Annotated in this window: 24 protein-coding genes; 16 read left to right on the forward strand and 8 right to left on the reverse strand. The window is 64.4% G+C overall.

The genetic code is table 11. The features are described 5' to 3' along the window. Both ABNU97_RS09040 and ABNU97_RS09045 read right to left on the reverse strand, forming a co-directional pair. Positions 1–745 (reverse strand): PDZ domain-containing protein (locus tag ABNU97_RS09040; protein WP_348766410.1); only part of this gene is annotated, 745 nt, incomplete at its 3' end. Between the two features lie 120 nt (positions 746–865). Beyond that, positions 866–2023 carry a peptidoglycan DD-metalloendopeptidase family protein gene (locus ABNU97_RS09045; protein ID WP_348766411.1) on the reverse strand — a complete coding sequence of 386 codons (1158 nt, stop codon included), beginning with the start codon at positions 2021–2023 and terminating at the stop codon, positions 866–868. Positions 2024–2256: 233 nt separating this feature from the next. Here ABNU97_RS09045 and ABNU97_RS09050 point away from each other — a divergent pair, with 233 nt between their 5' ends. The 6 genes from ABNU97_RS09050 to ABNU97_RS09075 all read left to right on the forward strand — a co-directional run bounded on the left by ABNU97_RS09050 (position 2257) and on the right by ABNU97_RS09075 (position 6095). Then, entirely contained in the window at positions 2257–2688 is a 432-nt protein-coding gene (locus tag ABNU97_RS09050) for a rhodanese-like domain-containing protein (protein WP_348766412.1), read from the forward strand. A gap of 43 nt (positions 2689–2731) precedes the next feature. Beyond that, on the forward strand, positions 2732–3226 hold the full coding sequence (gene secB, locus ABNU97_RS09055; protein ID WP_293623486.1) for a protein-export chaperone SecB: 495 nt from the start codon (positions 2732–2734) through the stop codon (positions 3224–3226). A gap of 6 nt (positions 3227–3232) precedes the next feature. After that, positions 3233–4255, forward strand: a complete 1023-nt coding sequence (locus ABNU97_RS09060; protein WP_348766413.1) for an NAD(P)H-dependent glycerol-3-phosphate dehydrogenase — start codon at positions 3233–3235, stop codon at positions 4253–4255. A gap of 82 nt (positions 4256–4337) precedes the next feature. Then, a complete protein-coding gene (locus ABNU97_RS09065; RefSeq protein WP_348766414.1) occupies positions 4338–4958 on the forward strand; it encodes a CDP-alcohol phosphatidyltransferase family protein in 621 nt (206 codons plus the stop codon). After that, positions 4958–5653 carry an HAD-IB family hydrolase gene (locus ABNU97_RS09070; protein WP_348766415.1) on the forward strand — a complete coding sequence of 232 codons (696 nt, stop codon included), beginning with the start codon at positions 4958–4960 and terminating at the stop codon, positions 5651–5653. Before ABNU97_RS09065 ends, ABNU97_RS09070 begins: the two co-directional genes overlap by 1 nt. 106 nt (positions 5654–5759) lie before the next feature. Further along, positions 5760–6095: a hypothetical protein gene (locus ABNU97_RS09075; RefSeq protein WP_348766416.1), complete on the forward strand. Its 336-nt coding sequence runs from the start codon at positions 5760–5762 to the stop codon at positions 6093–6095. A gap of 38 nt (positions 6096–6133) precedes the next feature. Here ABNU97_RS09075 and ABNU97_RS09080 read toward each other — a convergent pair whose 3' ends face one another. Then, on the reverse strand, positions 6134–6580 hold the full coding sequence (locus ABNU97_RS09080) for a tRNA (cytidine(34)-2'-O)-methyltransferase (protein WP_348766417.1): 447 nt from the start codon (positions 6578–6580) through the stop codon (positions 6134–6136). A 13-nt stretch (positions 6581–6593) separates the two neighbouring features. Next, entirely contained in the window at positions 6594–6914 is a 321-nt protein-coding gene (locus tag ABNU97_RS09085; protein ID WP_348766418.1) for a DUF2007 domain-containing protein, read from the reverse strand. A gap of 102 nt (positions 6915–7016) precedes the next feature. Here ABNU97_RS09085 and ABNU97_RS09090 point away from each other — a divergent pair, with 102 nt between their 5' ends. Beyond that, complete coding sequence (locus ABNU97_RS09090) at positions 7017–7340, forward strand: hypothetical protein (RefSeq protein WP_293623480.1); 324 nt, start codon at positions 7017–7019, stop codon at positions 7338–7340. 161 nt (positions 7341–7501) lie between these two features. Here the strand turns inward: ABNU97_RS09090 and ABNU97_RS09095 are convergent, their stop codons facing one another. Together ABNU97_RS09095 and ABNU97_RS09100 are read right to left on the reverse strand one after the other, a co-directional pair. Continuing rightward, positions 7502–8641, reverse strand: a complete 1140-nt coding sequence (locus ABNU97_RS09095) for a hypothetical protein (protein WP_348766419.1) — start codon at positions 8639–8641, stop codon at positions 7502–7504. Further along, complete coding sequence (locus tag ABNU97_RS09100) at positions 8634–11753, reverse strand: pitrilysin family protein (protein WP_348766420.1); 3120 nt, start codon at positions 11751–11753, stop codon at positions 8634–8636. The genes ABNU97_RS09095 and ABNU97_RS09100 overlap by 8 nt, the downstream gene beginning before the upstream one ends. Positions 11754–12000: 247 nt before the next feature. Here ABNU97_RS09100 and ABNU97_RS09105 point away from each other — a divergent pair, with 247 nt between their 5' ends. The 6 genes from ABNU97_RS09105 (at position 12001) to ABNU97_RS09130 (ending at position 18984) form a co-directional block, all read left to right on the forward strand. Further along, complete coding sequence (locus tag ABNU97_RS09105; protein WP_348766421.1) at positions 12001–12483, forward strand: DUF3015 domain-containing protein; 483 nt, start codon at positions 12001–12003, stop codon at positions 12481–12483. A gap of 60 nt (positions 12484–12543) precedes the next feature. Further along, positions 12544–14400, forward strand: coding sequence for a DUF4105 domain-containing protein (locus ABNU97_RS09110; protein ID WP_348766422.1), 1857 nt, complete (start codon positions 12544–12546; stop codon positions 14398–14400). A gap of 278 nt (positions 14401–14678) precedes the next feature. Further along, positions 14679–16607 (forward strand): DUF4105 domain-containing protein, encoded by a 1929-nt coding sequence (locus tag ABNU97_RS09115; RefSeq protein WP_348766423.1) that lies wholly within the window; start codon positions 14679–14681, stop codon positions 16605–16607. Between the two features lie 4 nt (positions 16608–16611). Continuing rightward, positions 16612–17175 carry a 1,6-anhydro-N-acetylmuramyl-L-alanine amidase AmpD gene (gene ampD, locus ABNU97_RS09120; RefSeq protein WP_348766424.1) on the forward strand — a complete coding sequence of 188 codons (564 nt, stop codon included), beginning with the start codon at positions 16612–16614 and terminating at the stop codon, positions 17173–17175. Beyond that, complete coding sequence (gene ampE, locus ABNU97_RS09125; RefSeq protein ID WP_348766425.1) at positions 17166–18053, forward strand: regulatory signaling modulator protein AmpE; 888 nt, start codon at positions 17166–17168, stop codon at positions 18051–18053. Before ampD ends, ampE begins: the two co-directional genes overlap by 10 nt. Positions 18054–18186: 133 nt before the next feature. Continuing rightward, positions 18187–18984 (forward strand): inositol monophosphatase family protein, encoded by a 798-nt coding sequence (locus tag ABNU97_RS09130; RefSeq protein ID WP_348766436.1) that lies wholly within the window; start codon positions 18187–18189, stop codon positions 18982–18984. A 21-nt stretch (positions 18985–19005) separates the two neighbouring features. On the opposite strand, the gene ABNU97_RS09135 is transcribed toward ABNU97_RS09130, so the two are convergent. Continuing rightward, entirely contained in the window at positions 19006–19677 is a 672-nt protein-coding gene (locus ABNU97_RS09135; protein WP_348766426.1) for an HAD family hydrolase, read from the reverse strand. Between the two features lie 73 nt (positions 19678–19750). On the opposite strand from ABNU97_RS09135, the gene ABNU97_RS09140 reads away from it, so the two are divergent. From ABNU97_RS09140 to bfr, 3 genes are all read left to right on the forward strand, one after another. Then, positions 19751–20227: an RNA pyrophosphohydrolase gene (locus tag ABNU97_RS09140; RefSeq protein ID WP_348766427.1), complete on the forward strand. Its 477-nt coding sequence runs from the start codon at positions 19751–19753 to the stop codon at positions 20225–20227. Between the two features lie 179 nt (positions 20228–20406). Then, positions 20407–20637: a (2Fe-2S)-binding protein gene (locus ABNU97_RS09145; protein ID WP_348766428.1), complete on the forward strand. Its 231-nt coding sequence runs from the start codon at positions 20407–20409 to the stop codon at positions 20635–20637. Positions 20638–20765: 128 nt separating this feature from the next. Beyond that, positions 20766–21266: a bacterioferritin gene (gene bfr / locus ABNU97_RS09150; protein ID WP_348766429.1), complete on the forward strand. Its 501-nt coding sequence runs from the start codon at positions 20766–20768 to the stop codon at positions 21264–21266. A gap of 89 nt (positions 21267–21355) precedes the next feature. Here the strand turns inward: bfr and ABNU97_RS09155 are convergent, their stop codons facing one another. Then, positions 21356–21781 (reverse strand): CopD family protein, encoded by a 426-nt coding sequence (locus tag ABNU97_RS09155; RefSeq protein ID WP_348766430.1) that lies wholly within the window; start codon positions 21779–21781, stop codon positions 21356–21358. Positions 21782–21788 lie beyond the last annotated feature (7 nt).

The raw sequence follows: 21788 nt of genomic DNA on the forward strand, positions 1-21788 counted from the left end.
TATTGCGCAGATCGAGCACGATGCCGCGCAGCGGGCCTTCGGCCTCGTCCTTCAGGTCCGAGAGTTCCTTTTTAAGGCTGTCGCCGGTCTGGCTGGAGAACTGGGTGATACGCACATAGCCGTAGCCGCGGTCGAGCATGCGCGACTTCACGCTCTCGACCCGGATCACGGCGCGCTTGAGCGTGACCTTGAACGGCTCGTCGCGCTCTTCGCGCAGGAGGGTGAGCGTGACGTCGCTGCCGGCATCGCCGCGCATGGCCTTGACCGCGTCCATCAGGCTCATGCCTTTGACCGCCTGATCGTCGATCCGAATGATCAGGTCGCCGGCCTGGATGTTGGCCTTGCTGGCGGGCGTGTCGTCGATGGGCGCGACGACCTTCACGAAGCCGTTGGCCATCTGTACTTCGATGCCGAGGCCGCCGAACTTGCCCGAGGTGGAGATGGAAATCTCCTTGAATTCCTCGGCGTTCAGATAGGCCGAATGCGGGTCCAGGCCGTCGAGCATGCCGCGGATCGAGTTTTCCAGCAGCGCCTGGTCGGAGACGTCCTCGACATAGCCCTGCTTTACCCGGTTGAGGATCTCGACGAACGTACGCAGTTCGTCCAGCGGCAGGCCCTGGGCCTCGACGCTGTCGTTGTTGCCGGCATTGCCGCGATCGGCCAGGCCGCCCTGGGCAACGCTCACGATCACGCCGATGACCACGCCCAACGCAATCAGCAGCGAGCTGCGGGTTTTCGATCGCATGAATCCTGACTCCCTGGGACGACCCCACCCGCACGCGCGAATCACGCGTCGATAATCAACGACAGATGCGGGAATAATGCTGCGCAAAAGATAGCATATCGCGGGCTCGCCCCGGTTGCCTTACCCGGCCAGCCAGCTGGCCGGATTGATCGGCGTACGCCCGCGGCGCAGCTCGAAATAGGCGCCGTTCTGGCTGTGCCCGCCGCTGTGTCCGGCCTTGGCCACGGCCTGGCCCTGCTCGACGCGGTCGCCGACTTCCACATAGGTGCTCTCGGCGTGGCCGTAGAGCGTGTAGTAGTCGTTGCCGTGATCGACGACCACGATCAGCCCGTAGCGGTGCATGTAGCCGACATAGACCACTCGCCCGGCGGCTACCGCACGTACCGGCGTGCCGGCGGCAGCGCCCAGCCATTCGCCCTGCCATTTGAGCGGTCCGCCGGCCTTGGTGGTGCCAAAGCGCGCCAGCACCGGGCCGTTGACCGGCGGCTGCATGCGTCCCTTGAGTTGCCCGAAGGGCGTGTCGTCGGCGGGCTCGGGCGGCAGATCGGACAGCTGGGTGCGCAGCCGGCCCATGAGGCTGCGCAGGCGCTGTTCGTCGGCTTTCATTTCGGACAGCGTGGCCTGCTTGTTCGATAGCTGGCTGTCGAGCGCGGCAATGGCCTGTTCGCGCTCGGCCTGGTTGGCCTTGAGGCTGGCCAGGGTGGATTCACGCGTTTCGCGCTGACGGCTGAGTTCTGCCTGCTCGTTTTCGAGCGCGTTCTGGCGCACGGCCAGATCGGCGAGCGCGCTGCGCAACGCGGTTACCTGCTCGGTACGCGCGTTGGCGAAATATTCGTAGTAGACCAGCATGCGGCCCAGCTTTTCCGGCGACTGGCCCGACAACAGCAGTCGCATCTTGTCCATCTGACCGCTGGCATACGCCGCGCGCACCTGTTCACGCAGCGCGTCCAGCTGGCTGCCGAGATCGCGGCGTTCGCGATCGCGGCGGCGGGTGAGGTCGGCCACGCGCTCGCGCGCCTCGGCAATCTTGTCGTCGAGTTCACGAAGGCGCTTGGACGCGACGCTGATATCGGCTTCGGCCTGGGCGAGCCGGCTCGACAGGTCGCTGCGCTGGCTTTTGTCCTGGGCGATCTGCTGGCGCACGTTGTCGATGCGATCGCGTAGCGCATCCAGCTCGGCGCGCGTACTTTGCGAGCGCGCATCGCCGCTCTGGGCCAGACCGGGGCTGGCCACGACGATAGCGAGCAGGCAGACGCCAGCAAGAACAACAACGCGCATGCGACTAGTGTATGGGTCTGCTGCGAAGTCGTCATGCCCCGTATGGCCGGCCGGCGTGCGCCGGTCCAAGCGGGTGCTCGGCGGTGCCCGGAGGCGGTTATCGGCGTCGTCCGCCACCCGTGGGCGGCGAACGGAGCGCGCGGTATGCAATAATCGCGGCGCGACGCGCAGCTTGCGCATCTCTCGATCGTGAATTTACCGGCCCGCAGCGGCCGATTGGGACCGTACACGCCATGAATCTGGAGCAGATACAGGAATTCATCACCAACCACCCCTACCTGTGGAGTGCGTTGGTTCTGGTGCTGATCGCGCTGGCGGTGAACGAGGTGTTGCGCACCGTCAAGGGGCACAAGCCGATTCCCGCCAACGAAGCAGTGCGGTTGATGAACACCGAGGATGCCATCGTGGTGGACACGCGCTCGGCGGCCGATTTCAAGAAAAGCCATATCCTCAACGCCAAGCATGTTCCGATGGCGGGTATCGAGGAACGCGCCAAGGAAATCAGCAAGAACACCGATCGTACGATCATCTGCTATTGCGGTATCGGCAACGTCGCCCCGCAGGCGGTGGCCAAGCTGCGCAAGCTCGGCTACACGCGTGCCTATGCACTCAAGGGCGGCATCAATGCCTGGCAGGGCGACGGCATGCCGGTGACCAGCAAGTAGCGCTGGCCCGGGCGACAGTAATTCAAGGCAACGAGGAGGCGAGATGGCAGAGGACAACGGCCAGCAGGCTAGCGAAAACGGCGAGGCCCAGCGCCAGGTCGCGCTGCAGAAGATTTATATCCGTGACGCATCCATCGAGGTGCCCAACGGTCCGCGCGTGTTTACCGAGCAGTATCAGCCGGAGGTCAACGTCGACCTGAATACGCGCATCGAGAATCTCAGCCGCGAAACGCACCAGGTCACGCTGACGGTGACGGTCACCGCCAAGCAGGGCGAGCGCACCGCCTATATCGTGGAGGTGCAGCAGGCCGGGGTGTTCCAGATCGACGGCTTCGACGATGATGCCGAGCGCGGCCACCTGCTGGGCGCCTACTGCCCGTCGATCCTGTTCCCCTATATTCGCGAAAGCGTGGGCGACATGGTGCAGCGGGCGGGTTTTCCGCATTTTCTGCTGCAGCCGGTCAACTTCGATCGGCTCTATGCCCAGCATCAGCGCAGCGAAGGCGGGCCGACCGAAGTCGGCGACGCCACGCATTAACCCGTCATGAGCGCTGCGCGCGAAGCGACCGGCCGCTGTATCGCCGTTCTGGGGGCCGGCTCCTGGGGCACCGCGCTGGCTATTCAGCTTGCGCGCAACGGCAACCGGGTACCGCTTTGGGCGCGCGACGCCGATGCCATCGCCGCGATGGCGGCCGACCGCGAGAACCGTCGTTATCTGCCCGGTTGCCCGTTGCCCGAGTTGCTCACCCCCGAAGCGGACATGACCCGGGCCGTCGCGGCGGCCGACGATGTGCTGGTGGTGGTGCCCAGCCATGCGCTGCGCGAAACGCTTGAGCGCCTGGCGCCGCTTCTGGGCGAACACCGCCGTGTGATCTGGGCGACCAAGGGGCTCGAACCCGAGTCGGCCAAGCTGCCCGATCAGGTGGCCGCGGAAACGCTGGGCGTGGACCGCGTGACCGCCGTATTGTCGGGGCCGAGCTTTGCCGGCGAAGTCGGCCAGGGCATGCCCACGGCCGTGACCATCGCCTCGCACGACGACGTCTTTGCCCGCGACATGGCCGGGGCGTTTCACGACGGCGTGTTTCGCGTGTACACCACCCGCGACGTGATTGGCGTGGGCGTGGGCGGGGCCGTCAAGAACGTGCTGGCCATCGCCGTGGGCATATCCGACGGGCTCGGCTACGGCGCGAATGCGCGTGCATTGCTCATCACCCGCGGCCTGTCGGAGATGATGCGCCTGGGCGAGAAGATGGGCGGTGAGCGCACCACCTTCACCGGTATGGCGGGGCTGGGCGATCTGCTGTTGACCTGCACCGACGACCAGTCGCGCAACCGTCGTATGGGCCTGGCCCTGGCGGCCGGCAACGATGTCGAGGGCGCCCAGCGCGAAATTCAGCAGGTCGTTGAAGGCGTGCGCGTGGCCCGTGAGGTCTATCGCATCGCCCAGCAGCTGGGTGTGGAAATGCCGATCGCGACCCAGGCATTTCGCGTACTGCACGAAGACGTCGCGCCGCGCGATGCGGTGCGTAAATTGACGGATCGACCCTTCCGGTCCGAAAAAGACTAAAATATGACAGTCGGCGATGGCTTGTCCTCGCCGCTGCGGGTCTCATGACCGCACCAAGTATTCATCACAAGACGACCGCGCCATGGCGAACTGGGTAACTTTCGGCCGTTTCCTGCTGCTATTCGTACTGCTGGGGATCATCTACTCCGGCGTGCCCGTATTGCAGCTGGTCAACGCGCCCCTGACCGTGCTCATCATCGCCCTCGACGGCGTCGATGGCTGGGTCGCACGCAAGTACAACGAAGAGTCGCTTTTCGGCGCCACTTTCGATATCGCCATCGATCGTATCGTGGAAACCGTGCTTTGGGTGGTGCTGGCCCATCTGGGCTTCATCGGCGTATGGATTCCGCTGCTGTTCATCATTCGCGGCAACCTGGTCGACGCCATCCGTAGCAAGGGGGCGGCCTCGGGCACGGCGGCTTTCGACATGATGCAGTCGCCAATCGGGCGTTTTCTGGTGGCCGGGCGTTTCATGCGTGGTTTCTATGCCGTGCTCAAGGCGGTGGCCTTTGCCTGGATTCTGTTCTGGCAGCCGTTTCCCTTCCTGGCGCCGGAGTTCTGGGCCAGCTACGGCTGGTTCTGCGTGGGCGTGGGCACGGCGCTGGCCTGGGCCTCGGCAGCGATCTGTATCGCCCGCGGTCTGCCCGTGATCATCGAGTTCTGTGTTAACGAGCGCCCCGGTGCGCCAACGGGGCACAGCTGATGCGCCTGGTATTGTTCGATATCGACGGCACGCTCGTGCCGGGCGCGAGTTCCGAGGCCCGTTTTGCCCGCTATCTATGGGATCGCCGCGCCCTGGGGCTGCGTCAGTTGCTGGCGTTTGCCTGGTTCTGCCTGCGCTACTTCCCGCGCTACGGCCGCCACGTCATGCAAAAGAACAAGGCCTATCTCAGCGGGCATGGCAAGTCCGAAATCGCGGCGCTCGCGCGCGACTTCGTCGCCGAACGGCTGCTGCCTTCGCTGTATGCGCCCGCCGTCGAGCGGCTGCGCGCGCATGAGGCTGCGGGCGATCGGGTCGCTTTGCTGTCCGGCACGCCGCAGTTCATCGCCGATGCGCTGGCCGACGCCCTGGGCGTGGAATATGCCCATGCCTCGCTGTGTGCCAGTAGCGGTGACCATTACACCGGTGCGCCGCCGGTGCGCCATCCCTATGGGCCCACCAAGATCGATGCGGCCGAGGCGCTGGCGCGCCAGACCGATCTACCGTTAGCCACGGCGGTGGCCTTTGGCGATTCGATCACCGACGCGCATCTGTTTCGCGTGGTGGAGGAGGCCGTCGCAGTACAGCCGGACAAGCGCCTGAGCGAAGCCGCTGAAGGCGCGGGATGGGAAGTGCTGCTCGACCGCATGACCGCGCCGGGCAAGGCCGAAGCGCAGGAGCACGAGCCGCGGTACTGAGCCGGCTCGAAATCACGAGCGACCCGCACATAACACAGTGCGCGTATTATTCGCTCGTCGCGCCGCGGCTCTCGCGCGCCCTTAACGCACGAGGATTCACCAACCGGTGCATTTCCATACGGATTCGCTTGCGATTATCGCGATCGTCTTCTTTTTGACCGCGATCTTGCCGATCAAGCTAGCCGCGAGCGTATTCGCAGCGCGCAACGACTCGTTCGGCGCGGCATTTCTAACCCTTCTGGTCGCCATTCCGTTCGCGTATGTAGGGCAGGCCTATCTGGGCCTGGGAATATTCGGCGCCTATCTGGGTATGGCGTTGGCCTGTGCGGTGGTACTGCGTACGAGGTTGAGCGGCGCGCTCGTCATTCCGCTGCTGGACTGCATCATTCTGCTGGGCATCGTCCAGCTGCTATCCGGCGCGGGCGTATTGGGTTTTGGTTAGCCGCCGGCGCGGCTTTGTCGGCCAGTACGCGCTCGGTCCTAGGCAAAACCGAGCTGGCGCCATGCCTCGAAGGCGATCACCGCTACGCTGTTGGATAGATTCAGGCTGCGATTGCCGGCCTGCATGGGCAGATAGACGGATGCTTCCGCGCCCTCGACCAACGCCGGCGGCAGGCCCCGGGTTTCGCAACCGAACAGCAGCGCATCGTCGGGCCGATAGCGAATCTCGTCGTAGCGCGTGCTGCCCCGCTTGGTAGCCGCAAACACGCGGGTTTGCGGATGGGTGGCGCGCCAGGCGTCAAAATCGTCCCACTCGTGGATGACCGCGCGTTCGCGATAGTCCAGCCCGGCCCGGCGCATATGCTTGTCGTCGATGGAAAAACCCAGCGGGTGAATGAGGTGCAGCGTGGCGCCGACGTTCACGCACAGGCGGATGACGTTGCCGGTATTGGGCGGAATTTCGGGTTCGTGCAGAACGATATGCATGCGTGCGTGTTTTTCAGTCGGCTGGTTTCAGGGTGTCGCAGTTCCAGCATTGCTGGAACTGGGCGTCGAGGTATTCGCCGCAGTGTGGGCATTGCCAGGGGCGGCCGTCGTTGAGCGCACCGCGCTCGAAATCCGCGATGAGCGCGCGCGCTGCGTCGTAGTCGTGGGCTTCATCCACCCAGACGCTCGGATACACGTTGGCCGGCAGCTCGCCCATGCCGCCCCATAGGTGCTGGCTGCGCACATGGGCGGCAATCCCGTGGTTGACCAGTACATCCTTGGCGATCTCGGCATTGACCGGGTCAGCGGCCAGATAGACTTCGCGGGCGCTCATGATGCCGTTTGTCGGCCCGTGGCCGCCGGCCGCGCAGGAGCAATTGACTTGCGCCCGGGCTTTGCTAATGTGAGCCGACCGTATTTGATGGGGGTTTGGATCATGAGCGTTTTCTCTGCGCGCCGCGCGCTGATTGTCGTAGTGGCCGCGCTGGGGCTCGGCCTCGCCAATCCGGCTGCCGCCATTGATGATTATGCCGAGCCCGGCACACCGTCTGCAGCTGCCATGGGCGTGGATATGCTGCTGGTGCGCCCGGTCAGCCTCGCCGCGACGGCGGTGGGCACCGGCCTGTTCGTGGTCTCCCTGCCGTTCTCTTTGCTGGGCATGAACACCGGCGACGCCGCAGATCGGCTCGTTGTGGAGCCCGGCAAATACACCTTCGTACGGCCGCTGGGCAACTTCCAGGCAAGTAGCCCCGAGCGTTGATCAGCGGCCCGCTGGCACGCGCGCCGGTACGATTGTAAAAGCCGGCCTCGTTCGAGGCCGGCTTTTTTTATGCTCCAGCGTTGTCCTTGGCGGCGCCGGTTTTCGCCTGCCCCGGCACAGGGTCCGATGGTCGGGCCCTCGCATGGGCATTGGCCAACGGCCTAGTTGGGCGAGAAGTCGTCGAGCAGGCCACCGGGGACGACGGCGATCTCTACGCGGCGGCCATCGGCATCGTCGCTGCGCTCGCCGGCGCGGATTTCGATCTTGCTATCCGATACGCCGTGCGCGGTCAGATAATCCGAAATACGGGCCGCCTGGGCGACCGAGCCCCCGGTGTCGCGGCTGTCGCTGAACGACGGACCGTAGACCACGACCCGCTGTGTCTGGTCGTTGGCCAGCACGCCTGCCAGACGGCGCAGCTGTTGCCGTCCCGTGGCGGTGACCTGCGGACGGCCCTGGTCGAGCTCCACCACGTCCATGAGTGCAACACGGCTGGGCTCGTCGTCGCCGACACTGGGTGAAGGCTGGGTCGTCGGCTGCTGGCGCGGTGTCTGGTTTTGAGTCGGCGGCTCGGCCGGCTGTGCAGGCGTGTTGTCGAAGCCGCGCGAGGGTGAGGTCTGAAGCTGGGCCGTAGTCAGGTCTCGGCGCTTCGGCGCGGGCTGGGGTGGTGCCGTGCGTTGGCGTTCGGCGACCTGCGGTGTGGCACTGCCGGACGCCCGGCTATCGGGCGGGTTCACGCGATAGCGGATCGTGAAGGCGATGTCATTGACCTGCTTGCCGGTCCAGTTGAGCGTGTTTTCGCGTTTTTCCCAGGTGCCGGTGCGATTGGCCTCGTAGGCGAGGATATCGATATTACGTGGCAGCACCCAGGTATAGGAGAACGACGCGAAATCGTCGGGCGCGTTCCATTTGCCCAGATGACCGTCGCTGCGGGTGACGCCATCCCAGCTGTTGAACACGAATACGTTGTTGTCGTTGCGTTCGACTTCGGCATCGAAGGCGCCGGTATTCATGAGCGCAAAACTGCCGCTTTGGAAATGCAGGCGCGTGCCGCCATCGTCGAGCGGGGTCGACTCGTAATCGGCGGGCACGATGAACACGGCATCCTGCGGTGCTTCGTCCGGGCCCAGATAGAGCACCCGTTCAGCCAGATCCGAGCGCAGCGTCTTGTAGCTGGTGAAGTGCAGCCCGTCGGCGCCCATGATGATGATGTCTTCGCGTTCGACTGCGGCCAGGGCCTGCGTTGCGCAGACAGCCAGCACCAGTGTCGCGGTCAAGCGACTCCACATCAGCCTATTCATCGTTGTCCCCATCCCCCTCGACATCATCACCGGCCGACGTTTCGAGTGTCGTCGGATCTATGACCCGGACTTTACCCCATCCGAGCTCCCGGATGGCGGTTTCGATCTGCTTGAGATCGCCTACCACCACCCAGGTGAGCCCGTCCGTATCGATCATCGACTGCGCGGCTTTAGCCAGCGCCGGATCGTTCAGATCGCGGATACGGCGGACATAATCCTCATAATAATCGTCCGGGAGATTGAACACGACCGAGTCGGTCAGCGTCGAGGCCAGGGCCGAGGTCGTTTCGTTCTCTCCGGGCAGACTGCGGGTGAGGTTGGCCTGGGCCGCCGAGCGTTCGCTATCGCTCACCGGGCGGGCGTCGCGGATCGCGGTCAGCTCGTTACGCATTTCCTGCATGGCCGGCGCGGTCTTGTCGATCTGTACGGCGGCATAGGCCACGAACGGCTGCTGGGCGCGGGCGTCCATGAGCAGGCTGCGCGCACCGTAGGACCAGTGCTTGTCTTCGCGCAGGTTCAGGTTCAGCCGTGAATTGAACATGCCGCCCAGCACCGCGTTCACCGTTTCCATGGCGACGTCCTGTTCGCTGGATTTGGGCGGCGCGACATTGCCGGCGATCACCGTGGCCTGATTGCTGCCGGGGCGATCGACCAGATAGATATGGGTTTCGTCGGGCGCGGTGATCTCGGGCAGGCGTTTTTCCGGGCGCGGCGCGTCGCTCGTGGCCTGCCAGTCGCCCAGATGCGCTTCGAGCATGGGCTTGAGCTCGTCCATGGTGGTATCGCCGACCACGACCAGCGTCGCGTTGTCCGGGCGCAGCCAGGTGTCGGCAAAGCGCTGGATATCTTCGACCCGCATGTTCTTGACTGCGGCGAGGGTGCCGCTGCCGGTCAGCGGAATGCCGTAGGCGTGATCCTTGCCGTACAGCAGCGGCCCGAGGGTGCGCAGGGCCAGGGTCGTGGGCTTGCGCTTTTCCTGCGCGATGCTCGCCAGACGCTGTTTCTGCAAGCGCTCGAATTCGTTGGCGGGAAACGCGGCGTTGCGGATCACGTCGGCATAGATATCGAGCGCATCGTCGATGGTCGTGCTGAGCGTGGACAGGCTCAGCGATGCCGAATCGAGTGAAGTGCTGGTGCCGAGATTGGCGCCCAGCCGGTCGAGGTCGGCACTGATGGCCAGCGCGTCGCGGCTGTCCGTGCCCTCGTCGAGCATGGCCATGGCGAGGCTGGCGGTGCCCGGCGCATCGGCGGGATCGGCCGCATAGCCGGCGTCGAAGACCATGCGCATTTCCACGGTCGGCGCATTATGGCGTTCGGCCAGACGAACCTTCAGGCCGTTCGACAGGGTGGCGTGCTGAACGTCGGGCAGATCCAGTGCCGGCGTGTCGCCCACGTCGGGCAGCTGCGCGCGGTCGACGTCTTCGCCGCTGGCCTTGCGCTCGCCGAAGGGTTCGACCGAGAGCACGTACACGCCGTCGGAAAGCCAGCGCGAGGCCGTCATGCGGATATCGTCGGGGCTGGCTTCGCGCAGGATCTGGAGCTCCTGCTGGTAGGCGGCCGGATCGTTTTCGTAGATCTCGCCCTGGGCGAGGATATCGGCCTTGCCGCCCAGGCCGCCCACGCTTTCAATACCGCGCAAAAAGGAGGCCCCGAAGCGTGCACGGGCGCGGTTGACGGCATCTGCCGGCGGGCCGTCGTTGATGAACGAACGCATCTGTGCATCCAGCACGCTCTCGATCTCGTCGAGATCCACGCCGGGGCGTGCCGTCGCGCTGACGATGAATTGCGAGCCGATCTCCTTGTCCCAGACAAATGCCGACACATCGGTGGCAATCTGCTTGTCGTAAACCAGGGTCTTGTATAGCGGGCTGTTCTTGGAGCCGGCCAAAAGGTCGGCAGCAATCTGCAGCCGTGTGGTGTCGGGGGCGCCGGTGGGCGGAATATTCCAGACCTTGTACAGCCGTGCCTGCGGCACGCGGTCGTACATCACCTGGCGGTGCTCGCCGCTCATGCGTGCCACCCAGCGCTTCTGGTGCGATACCGGTGGCCCGGGGTTGATGCTGCCGAAGTACTTCTCGACCTTGGCCCGCGCCTGTTCGGGCTCGATATCGCCGGCCAGCACCAGTACGGCGTTCGAGGGCCCGTAGTAGGTCTTGAACCACGTCTTCACGTCTTCGAGCGAGGCGGCGTTGAGGTCGGCTTCCGAGCCGATCGTGGACCAGGAATAGGGATGGCCGGCCGGGTAGGTGTTGGGCGGGATGGTGTCGAAAACACGGCCATAAGGCTGGTTCTCGCCCTGGCGTTTTTCGTTGAGTACCACGCCGCGCTGTTCCTCGAGCAGGTTCTGGTCGATGGCGCCGAGGAAATGGCCCATGCGATCCGATTCCATCCATAGCGCCATATCGAGGGCGGCGGTGGGCACGCTGGCGAAATAGTTGGTGCGGTCGGCGTTGGTGGTGCCGTTCATGTCGGTCGCGCCGGCACGTTCGAAGGGCTCGAAATATTCGCCCTGCCAGTGCTCGCTGCCCTGGAACATCAAATGCTCGAATAGATGGGCAAAGCCCTGCTGGCCCGGGCCTTCGTTTTTCGAGCCGACGTGATACCAGATATTGACGGCCACGATCGGGGTCTTGTGGTCGCTGTGCACGATCAGCGTCAGGCCGTTGTCGAGCACATACTTCTTGTAGGCAATATCCACATCGGGGATATCGATGCTGGCGTCTTTCGCGTCTTCGGTATCCGCAGTGGCCGGGGTCTGCGCCTGGGCGGTGTCTGCCGTGGCGGGGTCGCCGGCGTCGTCCGGGCCGGCGTCGCTGTCGGTGTTCGCTGCGGTGCTGGCGGCCGGATCCTGGCTGGCGTTTTGCGGCCCGCCCGCGCCGCTGTCGGCGGTAGCCGTGGTCGCGCCGGCTGGCGTTTCGGCTTGTTGTGGCGACGGGTCGGTCGGCTCGCTCGCCGCCGATGCGGGGGTATCGGAAAAGCTGTTTTCGACCTTGGCCCAGGCGCGTTCGAAGAAGTTACGGTTGTCGCTGGAATCGCCGCTGTTTGCAGTGTCGCAGCCTGTCGCTAGAACGGCGCTCGTCAAAGCCAGGCAAAACAGGATTCGTATCCGCATGAAGAGTCGGTCCTTGTGGAAAAAGGTGCTGCGCGCCTTGTCGCGAGCTTATCAGGGTGATCGGGCACAAGCACCCGAACGTGAGGCGCCGTGGATGCGACCCGCCGAGCACGGTTTTGTGCCGCGGCCGTACTTTTCATGACCGGAGCTTTACAGCTGTGGGCGGCGCGCTATAGTTGACTGTCGTGGCGGTGACAGGGACACCGCTCACGAATCGATACCTGATTAAATCCAAGGGGGAACAGTAATGAAGAAGCTCATCATCGGTGCCGCGATTCTGGGGTCCAGCATGTCGGCCGGTGCGGTCGCGCCGGGCGGGCCGGGCTGCGGCTGGGGCAACCTGTTGTTCGAAGGGTCGAGCGGTCTGCCGGCGCATCTGTTGGCCACCATCGTGAACGGCACCTCGGGTAATGCCACCTTCGGCATGACCAGCGGCACCAACGGCTGCGATACCAGCGGCACCCTGACCTACAGCGGTCAGAGCCTGCTCGCCATGAACGGCGTGCTCGAGGAAGTGGCCCAGGACATGGCCGTGGGTCATGGCGAAGCGCTGACCGCGCTGACCGTCGCCATGGAAATCGAGCCCGCGGATCGTGCCCATTTCAATACCACCATGCACGATCACTTCGGCCAGATCTTCCCGCGTGAAGACGTCAGCGCCGCCGAAGTCATGCAGCGCATCAATACGGTCATGGCCGGCGACGCGCGCCTGTCGCGCTACGTGTCCTGATCGGCATTGGCTGATGCACGCCCCGTCTCGGTCGAGGCGGGGCATTTTTTTGCCCGCTTGATGATGCCAAGGCTATTGGGCGCCGGTTGTGCCGCGGTCGTCGCCGGCCTGCTCGCACTTGTGCCTGTGCCGGGTCTTGCCACGGCGCCCGATCTCGCGGCGCTGGCGGCGACCCCGCGCTGGCAGTCGCTGATGCACGTCAACCCGGGCGCCACACTGCGCGGTATCGGCAGCAGCTACGTCGACGACGCCGACTTCTTTCTGTCCGACCAGGGCAAGCGAAGCGCGGTGGCCGAGCTGCGTGCCAGCGTGGCCGCGCTCCGAGCGCCGGGCAGCGCGGCGCGCTGTCGTTTTCCGGCCCGCTATCGCTTTCTTGCCGAGGCGCTGGGCTGGCAGGAGGCGGCGCCGCTGGCCCATTGCGAGGATTACCTGCAGTGGCGCGAACAGATGCCCACGGGCCAGCTCGTGCTCGTTTTCCCCGCGGCCTATCTGAACAGTCCGTCATCCATGTTCGGGCATACGCTGCTGCGCCTGGATGCCAAGCCCAACCCGGATTCCGTCTGGCTCTCGAAGGCGATCAATTTCGGTGCCCAGGCCGGCGCGGCCGACAATTCGTTTTTCTATATCTGGCGCGGGCTGGCGGGCGGCTACCCCGGGCAGTTCTCGGTGACCGCCTATGCCGAGAAAATTCGCGACTATGCCTTCGTCGAGAATCGCGACATGTGGGAGTACGCGCTCAATCTCGACGCCGACGAAATGGACTGGGTGGTGCGCCACCTCTGGGAACTGCGCGGCATCAACTTCGACTATTACTTCTTCGACGAGAACTGTTCCTATCGCCTGCTGGAGCTGGTGAAGGTCGGCCGCCCCACGGCGCCGTTGAGCCAGGAACTGCGGTTTGCCGAGCTGCCGGTCAATACGGTACGCGCCCTCGACGACGCCGGACTGGTGGCAGACAGGCGTTATCGGCCGTCCAAGGCACGCGAGGTCGCGGCCCGCGCGGCCCGGCTCGATCCGGCGGCGCGCGCGCTGGCCGTGGCGCTGCGCGATGATCCGAGCGTGGCCGCTACGCCGGCGTTCGAGAACCGGCCAAGCGAACAGCGTCGTCGGATTGCCGAACTGGCCTATCGCGCTCTGCGGCTCGAGCACCGCGAGGGCGCGCGTAACCCGGATGTAGCCGCCGACAGTCTTGCGCTGTTGCGCATCGTGCAGCGTAATGCCGCGCCGCCGAGCGCGCCGGTGTCGGCGCCGCCTGCGCCCGAATCGGGTCACGATACCCAGATGGCCAGCATGGGCGCGGGGCGACAGGACGGGCGCGACTTCCTGTCGCTGGGTTATCGATTGACCTACCACGATCTGTTCGATCCGTTGCCCGGTTTTCTGCCGGGGGCGGCCATCGAAGGCCTGAATATCAACCTGCGCTTCGATGAGGTCGACGGTGCGTCGCTGGAAACCCTCGATCTGATCAACATCCGTTCGCTCGCGCCGCGCGATGCCTTTACCCAGCCGATCTCCTGGTTCGTGCATACGGGCCTGGAGCAGGCACCGGTGGCCGACAGCGAGCGCGCGCTTGGCGGTTTCATCCAGGGCGGGCCGGGGGCCAGCTGGCGGGTTGGCGATCTGTTGCCCTATGTATTTGGCGTCGCCCGGCTGGAGAGTGTGAGCGGTGTCGACCCGGCCATGGCGCTCGGCGCCGGTGCCGAAGCGGGCATCGTCTATCAGGCGAACGTCGTACAATGGGGCGTGCATGCACGCTGGCTGAAATTCACCCCGCACTTTTCGCGCCTGCGTACCGGCGCGGTCGTCAACGTGCCTGTTTCCCGCGACAATGCGCTGCGTGGCGAGTGTGGGCGCGAGACCTGGGATAGCGATGCGGTCAACAGCTGCAGCGTATCCTTCCGTCACTTTTTCGACTAGGGCCTGTTAACGCTAATGAAATCGTCGCGCCGCGCTCTATTTTTTTGCAAGACAAGGCGCAGTGCGCGTTGTGTAGCCAGGCTACATGAGCGCGCTGCAACGCCGGATTGCGGAAAAATAGAGCGCGTCCCTTCGGGTTGCGCCCAAAATCCTGCCATGCGGCGTTGCGCGGTTTGGCCCTGGAATAACCAGGGCCGGCGCCACGCGCCTTGTCTGGCACGATTTTGCGCAGCAACGCGGCGATTGGCATTAGTGTTAACAGGCCCTACGGCCTTGTCATGATGCGATGGGCGGCGCTCGCGCCTTTGCTGGTGTTCGTCTGGGGCGTTGTACAGGCCGCGCCGGATAGGCCGCCTGTCGATCTCGCCGCACTGCAGGCGCGTGCCGCCGAACAGAACCTGGCCGCCAGCGCCCAGTGGCAGGCGCTGGTGCATTACGAGCGCGACTGGCTTGGCGAGGGGCTGCACAGCACGGTGGTGACGGACTGGTTCTTTCTGTCGCCCAACGGACGCCGCGATCCGGCCGCCGAGCTGAATGCGACCCTGGCGGCCTTCGTCGAAAATCGCTATATCGAGGATCGAGAGCGCTCGGCGGCCTGTACGTTCATCGCCCGCCGGCGTTTTCTGGTTGCAAGGCTGGGGCTCGAAGAGCACGCGCTGGGCGGCGAACGTTGCGAAAAATATCAGCGCTGGCGAGAGGCGCTGGCGCCGCGCCAGATCAGCCTGATTTTCCCCACCGCCTTTCCCAACAGCCCGTCGTCGATGTTCGGGCATACCCTGCTGCGTATCGATTCTTCGCGGCGCGCGCGCAATACCGAACTGCTGTCGTATGCGGTGAACTTTGCCGCAGCCGCCGGTGACGATGCACAAGGTCTGGGCTTTGCCTGGAAGGGGCTGACCGGGGGCTATGCCGGTATTTTCGGGCTGTTTCCCTACTACGAGAAGGTCAAGCAGTACGCCTGGATCGAGCATCGCGACGTCTGGGCCTATCCGCTTGAGCTCAGCGATGCCGAGACCGATCGACTGGTCGACCATCTCTGGGAGATGGACGGGGTGCGCTTCGCCTACTTCTTTCTTACCAAGAACTGTTCCTATCAGCTGCTGAGCCTGCTCGAAGTGGCCCGCCCCGAGCTTGCCCTGACCGAGCAGTATTCCTGGTATGCGATCCCGGCCGACACCATTCGTACCATCGCCGACGTGCCCGGGCTCATGGGCGCGCCGCGTTTTCGCCCTTCGCTGGAAACCACGCTGCGCTGGCAGGCCGACCAGCTCAGCGCCGAGCAGCGTACGCTCGCTCGCGAAATCGCTGCCGACCGGGTGGCCTTCGACGATTCGCGCCTGACCGGGCTCAGTCCCGATGCACAGGCCGAAGTGCTCGAAGTTGCCCACGACTATCTCTACTACCGGCTACAGAGCGACCCGGCCAACGCCCCGGCCGATACGGAACATGCCAACGCCATTCTCATGGCGCGCAGCCGGATCGCGCGGCCGTCGTCGTTTGCGCCGGTGCCCGCGCCCGCGACCTCGCCCGACCAGGCCCATCGCACCCTGCGGGTGGCCACCGCGGCGATTTACGAGGGCGACGATCTGTCGCTGGGCCTGCGTATCCGCCCGGCCTATCACGACCTGCTCGACGATCCGGGCGGCTATACCCGCGGCGCGCAGATCAACTTCCTCGATCTGGGGCTGCGGGTCGATCCGGGCGAGGGCGAACTGCGTATCGACGACCTGACCGTGCTCAATATCGTGTCGCTGTCGCCGCGCAACGATCTGTTCAAGCCGGTGTCGTTCCAGCTTGATACCGGGCTGCGCCGGCGCCCGTCCGCGAACGTGTTCGATGATGTCGACAACAACCTCGGCTATTACCTGCAGGGTGGGCCGGGGCTGTCCTGGGGCAGCGACGACGCGCTGGCTTATGTATTCGGTCTGGGCTCGATAGACGCCAATAGCGCGCTGTCGCCCGGCTATGCGCTGGGTGCGGGGGCGAGCGCGGGGCTGCTGCTGCATCCGGCCCGCTGGCTACAGCTCAAGGCGGAAACGGGCGCGCTCGAATACGTGGCCGGCGACGATGGCTATTATCGCTGGGCCAAACTCGGCCAGCAGTTCAACCTGACCCGCGACCTGGGTCTGCGCAGCGAACTCGGCTGGGAGAATACGGCGGTCGATAGCGGTCTGCGTGCGACGATCGGTCTGCAGGCGTATTTTTAGGCCGATGCAGATGCTTTCGATCGACAACGGCTGGCTGGTGCCCGCGCGACGGCTGGTCTCGCCCAACCAGGATGCCCGCCCGGCCGATGCGTCGGTGGATACGCTGGTCGTACACGGCATCACGCTGCCGCCGGGCCGGTTCGGCCATGGTCAGGTCGATGCCCTGTTCACCAATACGCTTGATGTGTCCCGCGCGGCGTTCTATCGCGAGATTGCGCACCTGCGCGTATCCGCCCATGTGCTGATCGAGCGTACCGGCGCCATCACCCAGTATGTCGGTTTCGATGACCGGGCCTGGCACGCGGGGCAGTCGTGCTTCGACGGCCGTACACGCGTCAACGACTTTGCCGTGGGCATCGAGCTGGAAGGCACCGATGACTGCCCGTATACGCCGGCCCAGTACCGCGCTCTGGCCGCCACGGGCGCGGCGCTCATGCGTGCTTATCCGATGCTCACCCGTGCCCGTATGGTGGGTCATAGCGATATCGCCCCCGAGCGCAAGACCGACCCCGGCCCGGCCTTCGACTGGGCGCTGTATTTCGACCTGCTGGAGCGTGCATGCATCTGATCATGATCGTCATCGCGCTGTTTGCCGAGCGCGCGCTCGGCCAGCTCAAGCACTGGCGCCATGCGGACGGTTTTGCGCGCTATATCGCGATCATCGAAAGCGTGGCGCTCGGGCGGCGCTGGCTCCAGCAGCCGGCCGGCGTGCTCGTGGTGGTGCCGCCGGTGCTGGCCGTTGCACTGGTGCAGTGGGCGATCGTCGAATACCTGTGGCTGGGCTTCGAGCTGGCTTTTGGCGTATTCATTCTGGTGCTGACCTTTGGCCCCCGCGATCTGTGGGAGGACGTGCATGCGCTGATTCGCGCACGCGATGAACGCGACTTCGCCCATGCGGAGGCCTGTGCGCTCGATTTGTGTCGCCGCACCGACGGCCGTCTGGCTGCGGATACGCACGGTCGCCGGATCGTGAGCGCGGTGCTGGTTCAGGGCCACGAGCGCATTCTGGGCGTGCTGCTGTGGTTCTTCGTGGCCGGCCCGGCGGGCGCGCTGTTCTATCGCAGCGTACGCGAGCTGCCGGCGTTGGCCGCGCGCGGCACGGCTTCGCGTGCCATGCAGCGCACGGCCGAATACGTGCATGGCCTGGCGGCCTGGATACCGGCCCGCCTGACGGTGCTCGTCTATGCCCTGGTCGGCGCGACCCGCGCCGCGATCCGGGCGTGGCCGTCCGCGCGGGCCACCACCCATGCCAGTGCTTCGGCCAGCTGCCGGCTGCTGGCGGCGGTCGGGCGCGGCGCGCTGGGGCTGACCCAGGCCAACGCGCAGACGCGCTATGGCCGCGGGCTGGATGACACCCTGCTCGAAGCCCTGGGGTTGGTCTGGCGAACCCTCCTCGTGGTGCTGGCGATTCTGGCGCTGCTCACGATTTTCGGCGTGCTGCGCTAGCGCGACCTGCGGCTGTGGTGTGTGCAACGGTTCGTCTGGCGATGGCAGACGCTCGTATAACGGCCCGACATCGCCTAGCATCTGCGCCCTGACTCCGAACCATGCCTCGAACAAGGACGCCGTTTTGACCGATCTGCAGCCCTTTCTAGACAAGGCCGTGGAGGCCGCCCGTGCCGCCGAGGCGATTATCCGTCGCTACTACCACGGCGATTTCGAAGTCGAACACAAGGCCGATGCCAGCCCGGTCACGATTGCCGATATTGAATGCGAAAAAGCGATCAAGGCCGTGCTGTCCGAGGCGTTTCCCGAGCACGGCTTTCAGGGCGAGGAGCTGGGCGGCGAGCAGGCGGATGCCGACTATGTCTGGCTGATCGACCCGATCGACGGCACCAAGAGCTTCGTGCGCGGCTATCCGTTCTTTTCGACCCAGATCGCGTTGCGCCATCGCGGCGAGTTGATCGTTGGGGTCTCCAACGCGCCGTTATTCAACGGCGGCGAAATGGCCTGTGCTGCCAAGGGGCTGGGGGCGACGCTCAACGGCGAGCCGATCCGGACATCCAGCATCGATACGCTGGCCAAGACCAGCCTGTCGCTAGGCAATATCGCCTCGCTGGCGGCATCGCCGGCCTGGACGTCGCTGGGCAGCCTGATCGGCCAGGTGCATCGCATCCGTGGCTACGGCGATTTCTACCACTATCATCTGCTGGCATCGGGTCGCATCGATGCGATTCTGGAATCCGATCTGAACATCCTCGATATCGCCGCGCTGACGGTGATTCTGCGCGAGGCCGGGGGTGATATCACCGAGCTGGGCGGCGGCGATATCGATCTGCCCACGCGCAGCGTGTTCGCCACCAACGGCAGGCTGCGCGCTGCGATCGCGCCTTTCGTGGCCGACTGGGACGAGGCCCGCGACGCACCGAAGGGCTGACCTGCGCGTGCCTTGCGGCGACTAGAACGGCTGTTCGTCGCCGCGCAGGCTGACGATCGGCCAGCCGGCCTCGCGCGCTGCGGCGGCGAGGGTGTCGTCGGGGTCGACCGCCACGGCGGTATCGGCCCAGCGCAACAGCGGCAGGTCGTTGAGCGAGTCCGAATAGAAGGTGACGTGGTCAAAGGTCTCGGGCTGTTGCGCCACCCAGGCCTTGGCGCGCTCGATCTTGCCCGCCTGAAAGCAGGGGACCCCCGCGATTTCACCGGTATAGGCGCCGTCCACGATCTCGGGGTCGGTGGCGATCAGCGTATCGATACCCAGCAATGCGGCGATCGGCTCGGTGATGAAGCGGTTGGTCGCGGTGATGATGGCGATGCGGTCGCCGCGCTGGCGATGGAAGTCGAGCAGCGCCGGGGTATGGCGCGCAACCAGCGGACGAATCACGCGTTCCACGTAGTCGGCGCGCAATGCCTGCATGCGCTCGCGGGAATGGCTGAGCAATGGCGCCAGCGCGAAACGCTGGTAGGCACGAATATCCAGATTGCCGGCTTCGTACTGGGCATGGAAACGCTCGTTCTCACGGGCATAGACGCCCGCATCGACTACGCCCTCGTCGACCAGAAAGCGGCCCCATAGATAATCGCTGTCGCCGGCAAGCAGCGTGTTGTCCAGATCGAAGAGTGTGAGTCGCAAAGTGAAATGCCTTTTTTCGTTTTCGAGCGATTTATGAAAGAATCGATTGCGTATTTATACCGAGGGCGTCGTCGTGATTGATGCGCAGGGTTTTCGGGCCAACGTCGGCATCATCTTAAGCAATCAAAGCGGCCAGGTGTTCTGGGCCAAGCGGATCGGCCAGCAATCGTGGCAGTTTCCGCAGGGCGGAATCCATGCGGGCGAGAATGCCCAGCAGGCGCTGTTCCGCGAACTCGAGGAAGAGGTCGGCCTGAAACCGGAGCATGTACGCATGATCGGGTCGACCCGCCGCTGGCTGCGCTATCGGCTGCCGAAACGCTATGTGCGGCGCAACCGCCAGCCGCTGTGTATCGGGCAGAAGCAGAAATGGTTCATGCTCGAACTCATCGCCCCGGAGTCCTGCGTGCGTTTCGATGCCTGCGACAAGCCCGAGTTCGATGGCTATCGCTGGGTAGACTACTGGCAGCCGGTCAACGAAGTCGTATTCTTCAAGCGCCAGGTCTATCGGCTCGCGCTGGATGAGCTCTCGCGCTGTCTGCAAACCCAGTAGGCGGCACGCACCCTTTTTATATCTGCAATGACTGCCCGGACCCACGGGCAGCACGGCCATCGCCTGCGTGCAACCGAAATGCTGTCAGTGTAGACTGACAATTACAGCGAATGATGTAACGATAAATTGGTATTGACACTCATTCTCATTCGCGTTTTACTGCATGTCGGAGGTGGCCCATGTACGTTTGTGTTTGTAATGCAGTAACCGATTGTCAGATTCGCGATGCGTACGGCGAAGGCGCGTGCAGCATGCGCGAGTTGCGCAAGCGTCTGGGCGTGGCTGGTTGCTGCGGCCGCTGTGCGCAGTGTGCTCGCGACGTTCTCAACGAATGTCACCAGCAAAAGCATAGGCAGGTGGCGCCCATCCGGGTAATTGCCACCGGCGAGCCGCTGGCCGCGACCGGCTGACTCGGCTATCGCCGTGTGACGGGCGTCGGCCGGCAGCCGACCCGTGATTGGCCTCGTGATGATTGTACAGCCGTGGATGGTCGGCTAAGCTTGTGGGCCAGTTATCGGCTCAAAGCACAGGAATGGCCATGAAAGGCGACCCGAAAGTCATCGAGTATCTGCAGAAGTCGCTCAAGCTTGAGCTGACCGCGATCAACCAGTATTTCCTGCATGCCCGCATGTACGAGGACATGGGCTTCTTCGAGATCGGCAAGAAGGAATACCAGGAGTCGATCGAGGAGATGCAGCACGCGGATCGCTTCATCAAGCGGATCCTGTTCCTCAACGGCCTGCCGAACCTGCAGGACCTGGGCAAGCTGCGCATCGGCGAGAATCCCAAGGAAATGCTCGAATGTGACCTGGCGGCCGAGTACGAAGGCCATGCCTACTACAAGGAAGCGATCACGCACTGCGAACAGGTCGGCGACTATGTCACGCGTGAACTGTTCGCCGAGATCCTGGCCGATGAGGAAGGGCATATCGACTTCATCGAGACCCAGCTCGACATGATCAAGCACATGGGCGAGCAGAACTATAACCAGTCCCAGATCGGCGCCAACATCAATCAGGACCCGGATACCGGCGAATAAGCCGTTACCCCGGTCTTGGGGCGCTGCAGTTGCAAAGGCCCCGTCGGATCATCTCCGACGGGGCCTTTTTCATGCTTGGCGTCGCGGTGTCAGAACGGTTTGACGATCGCCAGAATCACGATCACGACGAGAAAGATCGAGGGCACTTCGTTCATGAGCCGGAAATAGCCGGCGCTGCCGGTGTTGCGGCGCTCACGAAATTTCTTGACCTGAACCTGGCACCAGCCGTGATAGCCGATCAGCCCGAGCACCAGCAGGAGCTTGGCGTGCATCCAGCCGTTGGCGGCCAGCCAGGCGCCGCCATAGCCGGCGAGCAGCCACAGGCCGAAGATAATGGTCAGCGCGGCGCCGATCGACATGAGAATGCCCAGCCGCTTTTCCATGGTGCAGAAACGATCGTGGCCGATCTCATCGGTGGTGTCGGCGTGGTAGACGAAGATGCGCGGCAGGTAGAACAGACCGGCAAACCACGTCACCATGAAGATCACGTGAAAGGCCTTGACCCATAAAAGCATTCGAAAC

The sequence above is a fragment of the uncultured Salinisphaera sp. genome (assembly GCF_964012375.1).
GTDB lineage: Bacteria > Pseudomonadota > Gammaproteobacteria > Nevskiales > Salinisphaeraceae > Salinisphaera.

Coding starts and splice junctions, on each gene's coding strand:
- ABNU97_RS09045 (WP_348766411.1), bottom strand. CDS start 2,023: ATGCGCGTTGTTGTTCTTGCTGGCGTCTGCCTGCTCGCTATCGTCGTG.
- ABNU97_RS09050 (WP_348766412.1), top strand. CDS start 2,257: ATGAATCTGGAGCAGATACAGGAATTCATCACCAACCACCCCTACCTG.
- secB (WP_293623486.1), top strand. CDS start 2,732: ATGGCAGAGGACAACGGCCAGCAGGCTAGCGAAAACGGCGAGGCCCAG.
- ABNU97_RS09060 (WP_348766413.1), top strand. CDS start 3,233: ATGAGCGCTGCGCGCGAAGCGACCGGCCGCTGTATCGCCGTTCTGGGG.
- ABNU97_RS09065 (WP_348766414.1), top strand. CDS start 4,338: ATGGCGAACTGGGTAACTTTCGGCCGTTTCCTGCTGCTATTCGTACTG.
- ABNU97_RS09070 (WP_348766415.1), top strand. CDS start 4,958: ATGCGCCTGGTATTGTTCGATATCGACGGCACGCTCGTGCCGGGCGCG.
- ABNU97_RS09080 (WP_348766417.1), bottom strand. CDS start 6,580: ATGCATATCGTTCTGCACGAACCCGAAATTCCGCCCAATACCGGCAAC.
- ABNU97_RS09085 (WP_348766418.1), bottom strand. CDS start 6,914: ATGAGCGCCCGCGAAGTCTATCTGGCCGCTGACCCGGTCAATGCCGAG.
- ABNU97_RS09090 (WP_293623480.1), top strand. CDS start 7,017: ATGAGCGTTTTCTCTGCGCGCCGCGCGCTGATTGTCGTAGTGGCCGCG.
- ABNU97_RS09095 (WP_348766419.1), bottom strand. CDS start 8,641: ATGAATAGGCTGATGTGGAGTCGCTTGACCGCGACACTGGTGCTGGCT.
- ABNU97_RS09100 (WP_348766420.1), bottom strand. CDS start 11,753: ATGCGGATACGAATCCTGTTTTGCCTGGCTTTGACGAGCGCCGTTCTA.
- ABNU97_RS09105 (WP_348766421.1), top strand. CDS start 12,001: ATGAAGAAGCTCATCATCGGTGCCGCGATTCTGGGGTCCAGCATGTCG.
- ABNU97_RS09110 (WP_348766422.1), top strand. CDS start 12,544: ATGATGCCAAGGCTATTGGGCGCCGGTTGTGCCGCGGTCGTCGCCGGC.
- ABNU97_RS09115 (WP_348766423.1), top strand. CDS start 14,679: ATGATGCGATGGGCGGCGCTCGCGCCTTTGCTGGTGTTCGTCTGGGGC.
- ampD (WP_348766424.1), top strand. CDS start 16,612: ATGCAGATGCTTTCGATCGACAACGGCTGGCTGGTGCCCGCGCGACGG.
- ampE (WP_348766425.1), top strand. CDS start 17,166: ATGCATCTGATCATGATCGTCATCGCGCTGTTTGCCGAGCGCGCGCTC.
- ABNU97_RS09145 (WP_348766428.1), top strand. CDS start 20,407: ATGTACGTTTGTGTTTGTAATGCAGTAACCGATTGTCAGATTCGCGAT.
- bfr (WP_348766429.1), top strand. CDS start 20,766: ATGAAAGGCGACCCGAAAGTCATCGAGTATCTGCAGAAGTCGCTCAAG.
- ABNU97_RS09155 (WP_348766430.1), bottom strand. CDS start 21,781: ATGCTTTTATGGGTCAAGGCCTTTCACGTGATCTTCATGGTGACGTGG.